This window comes from Acinetobacter variabilis (assembly GCF_000369625.1).
GTDB classification, from domain to species: Bacteria; Pseudomonadota; Gammaproteobacteria; order Pseudomonadales; family Moraxellaceae; genus Acinetobacter; species Acinetobacter variabilis.
In genome coordinates, this window is record NZ_KB850112.1 from 472249 (window position 1) to 485698 (window position 13450).

11 protein-coding genes are annotated in these 13450 nt (G+C 44.4%); 6 read left to right on the forward strand and 5 right to left on the reverse strand.

The annotated features are described in order from the left end of the window. Positions 1–239 precede the first annotated feature (239 nt). The 4 genes from F897_RS04785 to hemF form a co-directional block, all read right to left on the reverse strand. Positions 240–2063 (reverse strand): acyl-CoA dehydrogenase C-terminal domain-containing protein, encoded by a 1824-nt coding sequence (locus tag F897_RS04785; RefSeq protein WP_005233691.1) that lies wholly within the window; start codon positions 2061–2063, stop codon positions 240–242. A 386-nt stretch (positions 2064–2449) separates the two neighbouring features. After that, positions 2450–3238: a shikimate dehydrogenase gene (gene aroE, locus F897_RS04790; protein WP_005233692.1), complete on the reverse strand. Its 789-nt coding sequence runs from the start codon at positions 3236–3238 to the stop codon at positions 2450–2452. 98 nt (positions 3239–3336) lie between these two features. Continuing rightward, positions 3337–3543 carry a hypothetical protein gene (locus F897_RS04795; RefSeq protein WP_005233693.1) on the reverse strand — a complete coding sequence of 69 codons (207 nt, stop codon included), beginning with the start codon at positions 3541–3543 and terminating at the stop codon, positions 3337–3339. 150 nt (positions 3544–3693) lie between these two features. Beyond that, complete coding sequence (gene hemF, locus F897_RS04800) at positions 3694–4641, reverse strand: oxygen-dependent coproporphyrinogen oxidase (RefSeq protein WP_005233694.1); 948 nt, start codon at positions 4639–4641, stop codon at positions 3694–3696. A 242-nt stretch (positions 4642–4883) separates the two neighbouring features. Here hemF and hemN point away from each other — a divergent pair, with 242 nt between their 5' ends. Further along, positions 4884–6257 carry an oxygen-independent coproporphyrinogen III oxidase gene (hemN, locus tag F897_RS04805; RefSeq protein ID WP_005233695.1) on the forward strand — a complete coding sequence of 458 codons (1374 nt, stop codon included), beginning with the start codon at positions 4884–4886 and terminating at the stop codon, positions 6255–6257. Positions 6258–6378: 121 nt separating this feature from the next. On the opposite strand, the gene ribA is transcribed toward hemN, so the two are convergent. Beyond that, positions 6379–6981, reverse strand: coding sequence for a GTP cyclohydrolase II (ribA, locus tag F897_RS04810; protein ID WP_004786979.1), 603 nt, complete (start codon positions 6979–6981; stop codon positions 6379–6381). A gap of 311 nt (positions 6982–7292) precedes the next feature. Between ribA and dxs the strand changes: the two genes are divergently transcribed. From dxs to tnpB, 5 genes are all read left to right on the forward strand, one after another. Further along, positions 7293–9203, forward strand: a complete 1911-nt coding sequence (gene dxs / locus F897_RS04815; protein ID WP_005233697.1) for a 1-deoxy-D-xylulose-5-phosphate synthase — start codon at positions 7293–7295, stop codon at positions 9201–9203. Positions 9204–9317: 114 nt separating this feature from the next. Beyond that, positions 9318–10148: an inositol monophosphatase family protein gene (locus F897_RS04820; protein WP_005233698.1), complete on the forward strand. Its 831-nt coding sequence runs from the start codon at positions 9318–9320 to the stop codon at positions 10146–10148. A gap of 527 nt (positions 10149–10675) precedes the next feature. Further along, positions 10676–12484, forward strand: a complete 1809-nt coding sequence (locus F897_RS04825) for a DEAD/DEAH box helicase (protein WP_005233699.1) — start codon at positions 10676–10678, stop codon at positions 12482–12484. Positions 12485–12660: 176 nt separating this feature from the next. After that, entirely contained in the window at positions 12661–13044 is a 384-nt protein-coding gene (locus F897_RS04830) for a transposase (RefSeq protein ID WP_005233700.1), read from the forward strand. Then, on the forward strand, positions 13041–13376 hold the full coding sequence (gene tnpB / locus F897_RS04835) for an IS66 family insertion sequence element accessory protein TnpB (RefSeq protein WP_000618091.1): 336 nt from the start codon (positions 13041–13043) through the stop codon (positions 13374–13376). The genes F897_RS04830 and tnpB overlap by 4 nt, the downstream gene beginning before the upstream one ends. Positions 13377–13450: the final 74 nt, after the last annotated feature.

A 13450-nucleotide genomic window follows, 5' to 3' on the forward strand; every position in this document is an offset into this window, starting at 1 on the left:
GCGATACTTAAAAGAAGACTAACCAAAACAAGAATTTTTCTAGTTATCGCCATCATACCCTGTATTTATAGATATTCAAGTAAATTATATGGATTATTTAATAGACGTCTGAAAATTATAGATATAAATTTGTGTAGTTTGTGTACGCAGCAGATTTTTCTTTGTATCCAGTCATCATTTTGACATATGAAAAAGAGCGCCGTAGCGCTCTTTTTAAAGCTAAAACCTAAACTTTTGACTTAGTAATCAAAACTGAAGTGTTCTGCTGCCAGTGAAGTCATGGTTTTGGATGGATTCACCATTGCTTCAGCATGGCCTTGGGCACGTGGCAATAAACGCTCAAAGTAGAAATCAGCAGTTTTAATTTTCGCTTTGTAGAACTCTGGAACTTCTGCACCATCACCAGCAACCAGTTTCGCTGAAGCCACTGCAGCTTGTTGTGCCCAGAAGTAAGCCATCATTACATAGCCTGAGAACATCAGGAAGTCCACAGAAGCAGAGGATACGATGTCACGGTCTTTACGTGCTGCCAGCATGATACGTACAGTTAACGCATTCCACTGTGCACATAGCTTGGTCAGGTCCCAGGCAAAACGGCGCATGTATTTATTGCGTGCATGCTGTCCACAGAATTTCAGAATTTCAGCGGTGTAATCACGAATCACTTTACCTTTAGAGGTTAGCAGGACCTTACGACCAATCAGGTCAAGTGCCTGAACGCCAGTCGTTCCTTCGTACAGGGTAGAGATACGTGAGTCACGAACGATTTGCTCCATGCCCCATTCTTTGATGTAACCATGACCACCAAATACTTGCATACCGTGGTTCGCTGCTTCATAACCCATTTCAGTCAGGAAGCCTTTCAGAATAGGGGTATAGAAACCTAAGTGATCATCCTGCTGTTCAAATTCAGCAGTATCACCACGCAGCAGGGCATCATTCATGTTATCTGCGATTTTTGCTGCATGATAGATCATGGCACGACCACCTTCAGCAATCGCTTTCTGGGTCAACAGCATACGGCGCACATCGGCATGGTGGATGATCGCATCCGCCACTTTTTCCGGATCTTTTTTACCAGACAGGGCACGCATCGACATACGTTCTTTGGCATATGGTAATGCACCCTGGAACGATAATTCTGCATGACAGATACCTTGAATTGCGGTACCAATACGCGCGGTATTCATGAAGGTAAACATGGCATGCAAGCCTTTGTTTGGCTCGCCAATTAAATAACCCACTGCATTATCAAAGTTCAGTACAGCGGTTGCAGAGGCACGGATCCCCATCTTGTGTTCAATCGAACCACAGTTCACGGCATTACGTTCACCGATGCCGCCATCTTCAGTGGCAATGAATTTCGGTACGATAAACAGGGAAATGCCTTTGGTGCCTTGTGGTGCATCTGGAAGACGTGCCAAAACGATGTGTACGATGTTTTCAGTTAAATCGTGTTCACCCGCAGAAATGAAGATTTTAGTACCAGAAATCGCATAAGTACCATCAGCTTGTGGTTCTGCTTTAGTTTTTACCTGACCCAGATCGGTACCGCATTGTGGCTCAGTCAGGCACATGGTTCCTGACCAGGTACCTGCAACCAGATGCGGTAAATAGGTATTTTTCTGTTCATCAGTACCATACTGGATGATGGTATTGATACAGCCCACGCTCAAACCTGGATACATCTGGAAAGACCAGTTTGCCGTACCCATCATTTCTGATTTGATCAGGTTTAAAGACATCGGCAGATTTTGACCGCCAAATTCTTCAGGATAAGACAGACCTTGCCAGCCACCTTGCACGAACTGATCATAAGCTTCCTTGAAGCCTTTCGGTGTGCGTACTTCGCCATTTTCAAAGTGACAGCCTTCTGCATCGCCAGTCTGGTTCAGCGGAGAAAGTACATTTTCACAGAAATCTGCCGCACCTTCTAGGATCATGTCTACCGTATCTGCATCGGCATATTCGCCATTTGACAGTTCTTGGTAATGTGCAGGGTAATCAAGCACTTCATTCATTAAGAAACGAATATCACGTAAAGGAGCTTTATATGCTGGCATGCGTTTAATCCTGATTAAAATAGTTTTGGATTATCTGTATCGATTCTATGATTATTCACATTGGGGATAAAAAAACATTGATAAAGACAACAAATAAAAATGTCAGAAAAGCGAATCGAGAAGATCAGACAAGTTTAAAGATTAAATAAAGGAACTCTCCATCTTTAAATAAGACACTTATATTTAAAAATGCTTATCTGTCTGGACTTTAATCAATATTTAGGGAGATTGTCTAGGGGTGTTTTTGTATGAATTGTACACGAATGTTAGGGTCTAATCATTGGATAAATCATGTCATTAAATCCAATTTAATTTTATTGTTTTTAATGAAAGGAAAAGAGTGAACGATTTAATGACTAACCCGTTCACCTCAAAAATATTCAGAATTAAAGAAAATCTTTCAGCTCAGGTTTTACCCCGTTCCAGATATAAAAAGATTCAATAGCCTGACCGACCAGCATGCCAAAACCCTCAGAAGTAGGGATGCCACGGGCTTGAGCTTGATCCAGAAAAGTGGACGGTTTGCCATAGGCCATTTCATAGGCATGTTTAAACTGTAGAGCTTCAGGTAGTACCAGCGCATCACCACTAAGACTGGCAGAAGTCGCATTAATTACAATATCAAACTCACCGGCTAAATCAGTTAAGGCAATGGCTTGCAGTTCTGCTTGTGGAACAGCGTCTTTTAGATCGGCAACCAGTTGTTCTGCACGTGACAAAGTACGGTTAGCAATAACAATCTTCTTCACACCGGCCTGTACCAATGGATAGATAACACCGCGGGTCGCGCCACCAGCACCAATAATCAGGATATCGGTATTTTCCAGAGTCCAGTCAAGAGCACGAATAGCCTCGACTAAGCCTTGTCCGTCAGTATTGTCACCATGCAGAATGCCATCTTTCATCCATAGGGTATTCACAGCTTTGGCGATTTTGGCACGTTCGGTAAGGACCTGGCATTGGGCAAAGGCCTGTTCTTTGAAGGGCACAGTCACATTCATGCCAATACCGCCCTGAGCAAAAAATTCCTGGATATTGGCTGTGAAACCATCCAGTAGGGCAAGGCGTTTGGTATAGGTCAGATCGACCCCGGTTTTAGCAGCGAAAGCCTGATGTAGTTCAGGAGAGCGTGATTGTTCGATGGGGTTGCCAATAACGGCAAATTGCTTGCTCATTTCACCATGTCCATGTGCGGAAATGGCCATTAATATACGTGAAAATGCAGGAGGGCTAAAGCCTGTCAGCAGTGAAAAGCAGGCTGGAGTTTAAAGGTTTAGGAACTACAGATTTCAATAATATGTTCGACAAAAAGCAAGGCCATACTAAAGAGGGTTCCGGCAATCGTGAGGACACTCACAAAAATGGCAACTACATCTAGAATCAGGTTATGACTGATGACAGCGGTACTAATCGCACTAATACCAAGCGCCAGAAATAGCCAAAAGGCCAATGTAGCAGGATTAAGGTGAAGCTTAAACATTGTTATTTTTACCTAGCAGAATTTATCTTTATCAGAGTCGAGATCTAGGAGTAGATCCTGAAATATCTTTCTGAGTTGCAGTATAGAGGATTTATCCATTAAAAAAGCCCTCAATCTGAGGGCAATTTGTATTTAAATATTTTGATTGCTTTATTTATTTTTTAATTCTGTTAACCAGTCATGCGGTTTAAGGTAGTAATCGGTTAAGCGCTTTTCTGGTGATCCTTCAGCCCATTCCGGGCGGTATAACCAGCCGGTAAGAGGTGGCAGGCTCACTAGAATTGATTCAATCCGGCCACCCGTCTGCAGACCAAACAGTGTGCCACGGTCATATACCAGATTGTATTCCACATAACGGCCACGACGATACAGCTGGAAATCACGTTGTGCTTCAGTATATGGCTTGTTCTGATTGCGCTGGAAAATTGGCAGAATGGCCTCTAAATAGCCATTGCCTACGGCCTGCATATATTGGAAACAGGTTTCAAAATCCCATTGATTCAGGTCATCAAAGAATAGGCCACCGACACCGCGCTGCTCATCACGATGTTTTAGATAGAAATAATCATCACACCATTTTTTATGTTCTGGATAAACCTCTTCGCCAAATGGAGCACAGAGATCATGCGCCGTTTGGTGCCATGACAGCACATCTTCATCATTTGGATAGAAAGGGGTGAGGTCAAAACCGCCACCAAACCACCAGATTGGATCCTGACCTTCTTTTTCCGCTACAAATAAACGTACGTTGGCATGTGAGGTCGGGACATTCGGATTTTTAGGATGGATGACTAACGATACACCCATGGCTTGGGCTTTAGCTCCGGCTATATTTGGATGACGTTCAGTGGCAGAAGCGGGCAGTTTGGAAATATTGATGTGAGAGAACATCACACCGCCTTTTTCAATCACCGTACCATTTTGCAGTACGCGTGAACGGCCACCGCCACCTTCAGGACGTTCCCAGTCATCAATTACAAATTCAGCTGTGCCGCCACCGGCACGTTCCTGCTGTTCCAGCGTGGCACAAATCCGGGCTTGCAGGTCGAGGAGAAAATCGCGAACGCGTTGAATATCTGCAGAGGTGGGATGCTGCATCAGAACCCTCATAGGGAAATAAAAAGACTGATAACATCAAAGCATAAAATGGCCTAAAAATTAAGGTGTTTTTCTGGATGCTCACCATCTGTAACAACATTCAACCTAATGTTTTAGAGCAATTTGCTTCAGCTCAAATCCGACCAGACTACTAGGTTGAATTCTTTTTTTGAGCTCCGCACAATAACCCTAACAGCGCTCTATGCAGCGCATTAACCTGACTGATAAGGTGGTAGGCATTCATGACTGTGCAGGCAAATTCTCTCATTCAAAAATATAATGTCCCCGGTCCCCGCTACACCAGTTATCCAACCGTACCTTATTGGGAAGAGTCAGGATTTTCACTAGAGCTCTGGAAGCAGACACTAAAACGTTCTTTTCAGGAGTCGAATGCGACTGAAGGCATTAGCCTGTATATCCATCTGCCATTTTGTGAAAGTTTATGCACCTTTTGTGGCTGTCATAAACGGGTGACCAAACGTCATGAAGTCGAGCAGCCTTATATACAAGCTGTGCTGAAAGAATGGGAGCTGTATTATGAGTTATTAGAAGAAAAACCCATCATCAAAGAAATTCATCTCGGCGGTGGGACACCAACGTTCTTTTCAATTGAACATTTAACCCAGCTCATTCAAGGTATTTTGTCCAAAGCCGAAATTGCAGCAGAACATGAATTCAGCTTCGAAGGTCACCCAAACAATACCACGCGTGAGCATTTGCAAGGCTTGTATGACCTGGGCTTTCGTCGGGTGAGTTATGGCGTGCAGGATTATAATGAAACTGTACAAAAAGCCATTCACCGGATTCAACCTTATGAAAATGTTAAACAGGTGACTGAATGGGCAAGAGAAATTGGTTATGAATCGATTTCGCATGATCTGATTTTTGGCCTGCCATTTCAAAGCCTGGAGGATGTCTTAAATACCATTGATCAGACCAATTCCCTATTACCAGATCGTCTGGCTTTATATAGCTATGCACATGTGCCTTGGATTAAAGGGAATGGCCAGCGCGGTTTTAAAGATGCGGATGTACCGAAAGATGAGATCAAGCGTCAGTGCTATGAAGAGGGTAAGAAAAAGCTCCTGGCGCATGGTTATCATGAAATTGGTATGGATCATTTTGCGCTAGAAAAAGACAGCATGTACCAGTCCTTTCAATCTGGAACTTTGCACCGCAATTTTATGGGTTATACCGCGTCTAAAACTCAGGTGATGATCGGACTCGGAATTTCTTCGATTAGTGATAGCTGGTATAGCTTTGCGCAGAATGTGAAAACCATTGAAGAATATTATGAACTGCTAGAGCAGAATCAGATTCCAGTGGTGAAAGGGCATATCCTGACTCAGGAAGATCTGATTATTCGCAAACATATCCTGAACCTAATGTGTAGCTTTAACACCTCTTGGGTAAAACCTGACATGCAGTTTGCTGAAATTGATGAAGTTCTAAAGCAGCTTGAGGAAATGCAGCAGGATCAGCTGATCAAAATTGAAGACTCTTCAGTCACGATTTTGGAGAAAGGGAAACCATTTATACGCAATATTTGCATGGCTTTTGATTTACGTTTAAAGCGTCGCATGCCAGAGAACCGGATTTTTTCGATGACGATTTAAGAATCTCTCTTAGGATCTTATAAATCCCTCCAAACCTCCCTTTAAAAAAGGGAGGCTTCCCTATACTTATATAAAAGGAAATTTCCCCTCTTTGAAAAAGAGGGGGCAGGGGGAGATTCTTTTAAAAATCTTCCTTCTGATACATATGCGCCATACGCTCATGCTTGGTTTTGAGGTATTGCTCATTGAAAGGATTTAAGCCCACAGTGAGTGGTACACGGTCCACTACATTAATGCCTTGCTCTTTCAGTGCATCGATTTTTAAAGGGTTATTGGTGATCAGGCGGACGGCTTTTACACCTAGGTGATCCAGCATGATGCTGCACATATCATATTGACGTGCATCTGCAGGTAAATTCAGCATCAGATTGGCATCGACCGTATCATGTCCCTGGTCTTGCAAGGCGTATGCACGGATTTTATTGGTTAGACCAATTCCGCGTCCTTCCTGACGTAAATAAAGAATGACACCGCGACCCACTTCATTAATCAGTTTTTGTGTTGCCTGGAGTTGAGGGCCACAGTCGCATTTTAATGAAGCAAAGGCATCACCGGTTAAACATTCAGAATGTACACGCACCAGCACAGGTTCATCACTTGGTTCTTCGAGGCCTTTGGAGAGCGCGACATGTTCTTCGCCAGTCTTAGGGTCTTGAAAAACAGTAATTTTAAATTCACCATGAGCGGTCGGTAATCTTGAAGTTGCGACAAATTCGATAGGCACAGCTGAACCCGTAAAATCCTAATAAAGTAGCTAAAGTATAGCGTAATGCTTAAACATTAGTAGAATTGCTCAGCTGAATTTATGAAGAACATTTTCTTTTTTGTAGAAAGCGAACGATAATAGTTGATAAATAGTAAGATTATTCAGGATAATCGTAGCCTGCAAATTTTTCACCCCGACGAGATCGCTGTTTAATATTGCATCGCTAGAAGCGTAGTTGAATTGAAGCTGCTACAATTCAACTATATGATCGGTTATTCCCCATTGACCTAGCTTAAGATTTTGCCAGGCTTTAGAAGGCTTTGCCATATATGCTGTATACAGAAATACCAACTCAACGCCCTGTAACACCGTTGCTTGATGCGATCGATCATCCTGAGCAACTGCGTGCACTCGAGCAAAGCCAGCTCACACAAGTGGCGGATGAGTTACGTCAATTCATTTTGTATGCTGCGGGTCAGAGTGGAGGACACTTTGGGGCCAATCTGGGTGTGATTGAGCTTACTGTCGCTTTACATTACTGCTTTAATACGCCACATGATCGCCTGATCTGGGATGTGGGTCATCAGGCTTATCCGCATAAGGCGTTAACCGGACGTCGTGAACAGCTCACTACAATCCGTGCAAAAGATGGTCTGGCTGCATTTCCGGCACGTGAAGAATCCGAATTTGATACTTTTGGGGTAGGGCATTCATCTACCGCCATTTCTGCTGGCCTTGGCATGGCTCTGGCGCGTCGTTATCAGAACAATCCGTGTGAAGTCGTATCAATTATTGGTGATGGGGCCATGACCGCAGGTATGGCTTTTGAAGCTATGAATGATGCTGTGGCACATCAGGCTGACCTGATGGTGGTTCTGAACGACAATGATATGTCGATTTCATGTAGTACTGGCGGTTTTGCCAAGCATCTCGCTGCAATCTGGGAACGTGGCGAATTCGTCAACGTAACTGAAGATGGTGAGGCTTATGTACAGCCGCACCCGGAATGGCTGTATAACTCGCGTTTACATCAAGCTGCAACTGATGCCGCAGATAACCTGTTTAAAGCCATTGGTTTTGATTATTTTGGTCCTTATGATGGCCATGATGTTAAACAGCTGGTACACGTTTTTAAAGCCTTGAAAAAACGTAAAGGCCCACGTCTGATCCACATCTATACCAAAAAAGGTAAGGGCTTTGCGCCAGCAGAATGTGATCAGATTAAATATCACGCGATTAGCAAACTCAATGCAGTTGCAGCCCCTAATCCAGCACCCAAATATTCAGATGTATTTGGACAATGGTTATGTGATGAAGCAGCACAAGACAAACGTTTATTGGCAATTACTCCAGCGATGTGTGAAGGTTCGGGCATGGTGCAGTTTGCCAAAGAATATCCAGAGCGTTTCTTTGATGTTGCTATTGCTGAGCAGCATGCAGTAACGCTTGCCGCTGGTATGGCTTGTGAAGGTTTAAAACCGGTCGTCGCAATCTATTCAACTTTCCTGCAACGTGGTTATGACCAGTTGGTGCATGACGTGGCGCTGCAAAATCTGGATGTGACGTTTGGGATCGACCGTGCCGGTCTGGTCGGTGAAGATGGCCCAACGCATGCCGGTGCTTATGACTATGCCTATATGCGTACCATTCCGAATCTGGTGATCATGGCACCAAAAGATGAGAATGAGTGCCGTCAAATGTTGCATACGGCTTATCTGTATCATGGTCCGGCAGCAGTGCGTTATCCTCGCGGGAATGGACTGGGTGTGGAAATCCAGAAAACCATGACCGAGATGCAGATCGGTCAGGCAGAATTGTTGCTCAGTCTGAACGAACAATATGATGAATATGTTTCGATTCTAGCATTCGGTAGTCGAGTTCAAGCTGCAGTTGAAGCTGCTCAAGTATTTGCCAGCAAGCATGATGTGGGTGTACGCGTGGTAAATATGCGTTTCATCAAACCACTGGATACCAAAATGTTAAACCAACTGGCCCATTCAACCAGCCTGTTTGTTACTGTTGAAGAACATGCAGTCATGGGCGGCGCAGGAAGTGCAGTGAATGAGTATCTGGCTGAAGCTCAAATTGTTAAACCAATCCTGAATCTAGGTTTAGCGGATAGCTTTATGGCACAAGCAACACATAGTCAAATGTTGCAACAGGCAGGACTTGATAGCCAAGGCATTGAAAAATCAATCAATGAAGCCTGGTCAAAGCTAGGTCAAAGCGTCCTGTTATAAACTCTTAAAAAGTTTCGACACATTTTTTCCCAAAAAGCCCGAATATTTGCTAAAATATGCGGGCTTTTATGCATTATTCTTTATAAGTATCTTCAAATTTGTAATGGGTGTTCAATGGAACCTATGGTGGTGATGGCTGCGCGTGCGGCTCAATTAGTTGGTCAAGAGCTTTTAAAAGCGCATCAAAATCGTCATAAACTCGATCTGCAAGTCGAAGAAAAAGGCATTGATGGTCCGGTAACGCGTGTAGATCGTTATCTGGAACAGTTGACCATCGATACTCTACGTAAAAGCTATAAAAATCACAGTTTCCTTGGTGAAGAATTTGGTCTGCAAGAAGGTAAAGGTCACGACGCTGATTGGTGTTGGGTGATCGATCCACTTGATGGCACACTAAACTTTATCAACGGTTTTCCGCATTTCTGTATCTCTATCGCAGTTCAGCACAAAGGTGTAACTCAGCACGGTGTTATTTATGACCCTGTGAAAGATGAGCTATTCTCTGCGAGCCGTGGTCGTGGTGCGATGCTGAACCAGCGCCGTATCCGTGTAAATGTTAAAGACAGTCTGAACAATACTTTCCTGGCAGTTGGTCATGCTTACCGTACTAAACGTAATGGTGAAGTAGTCTCTTATGCCAAGAATCATTTTGATGCATTGCTCAATGTGACTGAAGCAGGTGCACAATTCCGTCGTGGAGGTTCAGCTGCCTTGGATCTGGCTTATGTCGCTGCTGGTCGTCTTGATGGTTACTTCGAGCTTGGCTTGAAACCTTGGGATATTGCAGCAGGCGAGTTAATCGTGAAAGAAGCGGGCGGTACTGTGGTTGATGCGCGTGGTGGTAGCGATTCTATGGAAAATGGTCAAGTTTTGGCCTGTTCAATGAAAATGCTGAAACCTCTTATGCAAGCAGTTGTTCCTGCTTGGGGTGACGCAGCGAAATAATCGGGTTTAACGCCGTAAATCGAATATTAAAAAGGTATCTCTCGGGATGCCTTTTTTATTTTTTGAAAATAATTACCTGATAAATATCTTCATATTTAGATAATTCACAGCCTTGATAAAAAAAATTGACTAGCCGGAGAATTAATTACATTTCTTTTCTTGTTTAAGTCTTAGAAATTGATGAAGAAATTAGCAGTTAAACAAAATAATCTGAAAAGCGGATGACTTTATGAATAATCCTGCTATAATCTGCGCACGCACTTAATTTCTGTTCGTCACCTGAACATTTCTCTTCTTATCATTGTGTATGCGCGTGCGGTCCAAAGAGAGGACGATATCTCGCGCCCCAATCGCTAAAGCGATTCCTTCAGGTTATGCCGTAATCATGCGTGCGTTATATCACATCGTCGTTACTCGGATCGCCGCTGAATCATCTCTTTTCAGCGTTTAATTGCTGTACCGCTTTTTGTCGATGTCCATTTGACTTTATTTTTAATGGAGCACCCAATTTCCGGGTGGAATACTCTATGAGCAAAACTTTTGCTGAATTTTCTTTGCATGAATCGTTACAACAAGCCCTTCAAGGCTTAGGTTTTACTACTCCGACTCCTGTACAAGAACAATCTATCCCTGCTGCACTAGAAGGTAAAGACCTTTTAGTATCTAGCCAGACAGGTTCGGGTAAAACTGCTGCGTTCCTTCTCCCAACTTTGAACGCACTTGCTAACCAAGATACTTTCGTACCATTTAAAGAGCGTATGAAAGCGGTGACTCAACCGACTATTCTGGTGATTTCACCAACTCGTGAATTGGCACAACAAGTATGTCAAGACGCGATTGCATTTGTACGTCACATGAAAGGTGTTCGTATTGCTGCAATTATGGGTGGTATGCCTTTTGGTAAACAAATCCAGCAGTTAAAAGGTGCACAGGTTGTTGTAGCAACTCCAGGTCGTTTACTTGACCTTGTTAACCGTCGTCAAATCAAACTTGACAAAGTTGACTCGCTGATCGTCGACGAAGCTGACCGCATGCTAGACCTTGGCTTCTCTGAAGACCTAGAAGCAATCGGTGACTTGGCTGCAAACCGTAAACAAACACTGATGTTCTCTGCAACTTTCGCTCCACGTATCATTACCCTTGCTGAACGCATGATGAATGAGCCAGAGCGTATTGCAATTGAAACTGGTCACTCTACCAACACGGACATTACCCAGACTTTACACTGGACTGATGGCTTTGAGCACAAGAAAAAACTTCTTACTCACTGGTTAAACGAAGAAGATGTTGATCAGGCAGTGGTCTTTGCTTCTACTCAAGAAGATACAGATATGCTGGCTGAAGAACTTGCTGAAGCAGGTTTGTCCGTTGTTGCTCTACATGGTGCGATGCCACAAACCGTTCGTAATCGTCGTCTGCGCAGCATCCGTGAAGGTCGTGCAAAAATCCTGGTTGCAACTGACGTTGCAGCACGTGGTCTTGATGTACCGACAATCTCTCACGTGATCAACTTTGGTCTTCCTATGAAGAACGAAGACTATGTACACCGTATCGGTCGTACAGGTCGTGCGGGCCGTACTGGTAAAGCAATTACTTTAGCGACTTATCGTGAACGCGGTAAAATCCGTGCACTAGAAGACTTCCTTGAAGCTCGTCTAAATGTATCTGAAATTGAAGGTCTTGAGCCATCTCCACCTCCTGCACGCGGTAGCCGTGATGGCGCTGGTCGTGGTCGTGGCGGTCGTCGTGATGGCGGTCGTGGCTTCGGTGGTGGTCGTCGTTTCGAAGGCGAGAGCAACTTCAAACGTCGTGAAGGTGGTGATGACCGTCCACGTCGTAGCTTCGATGACAAACCTCGTGGCGAACGTCCTGCGTTCAGTGGTGAAGATCGTCCACGTCGTGACTTCAACAACGATCGTCCACGTCGTGAAGGCGGTTTCGGTGATCGTCCACGTCGTGACTTCAATGAAGACCGTCCACGTCGCGAGTTTAACAATGATCGTTCGCGTCGTGACTTCGGTGACCGTCCTCGTTTCGAAGGTAATGATGACAACCGCGGTAACCGTGTAGATTACAAACCACGTCGTGAAGGTTCATTTGGTGACCGTCCAAAACGTGATTTCGGTGATCGTCCTGCTTCACGCCGTGAAGGTGGTTTCGGTGACCGCCCAAAACGTGATTTCGGTGATCGTCCAGCACGTCGCGAAGGTGGTTTTGGTGATCGTCCAGCGCGTTCATTCGGTGATGACCGTCCAGCGCGTCGCAACTTTGATGACAAGCCACGTGGCGAGCGTTCATTCGGTGAAGATCGTCCACGTCGTAAATTCAATGACTAATTGAATAATGTCTGAAAAAAAACCAGCCTGAGTGCTGGTTTTTTTATGCATTGATTTTTTGTTTTTTCAGCATAAAATGCCTACTTCATCGTAAGCATCCGGCTAACACAGCCTTACCAAGCGATCCTATAAGCCTTAATTTAGTTCCCACCTAAAAACAAGTGGGGACTTAATCCATGAACATGGATATATATTCAGCAACACCTCCTGTTGCTAAAAAACGCCGAAAATACAGCAAAGAATTCAAACTCAGTATTGTCAATGCCTGCAAAAATCCTAATACCTCGATCGCTTCGGTCACACTGCAACATAGTATTAATGCCAACCTTGTCAGTCGTTGGATCAGGATCTTCAGCCATCATGAGGGTGCCGTGCAGGATCCTACTCATGTGAATCCAGCATTTATTGCTTTGCCTTACACTGCTGCAATCAGCCAACCTATTGATGAGAGGATCACGTTGTGTATCACCGTGCCTCATACGAATAATGATATTCAGCTAAAATGGCAGACATCAGAAATACCTGCCTTGGCAGAATTACTCAAGGCACTTGCAACATGATCCGCATTGATGAAATCTGGTTGTCTACTCAGCCCATGGACATGCGTGCAGGTATGGATACGACCATGGCTCAGGTGGTGAGAGCCTTTGGCTACATCAAACCGCATTGTGCTTACCTGTTCTGTAATAAACGTGGCCATCGCATGAAAGTGCTGGTACATGATGGATTGGGCATCTGGCTGTGTGCCCGGCGGCTGGAACAGGGCAAATTTCACTGGGCTCAAGTTCACCAAGGTGAAACCGTGGCCCTCAGCCCGGAACAGTTACAGGCACTGATCCAAGGTTTGCCCTGGCAGCGCATTGGACGACAGCAGGTGGTGACGATGCTTTAAACCAGGCTCGACCATTCTGCTATTCTCCAAACGTTCTATTTCATTCTTCTCATGACCTCAGGCATACTGCGGTC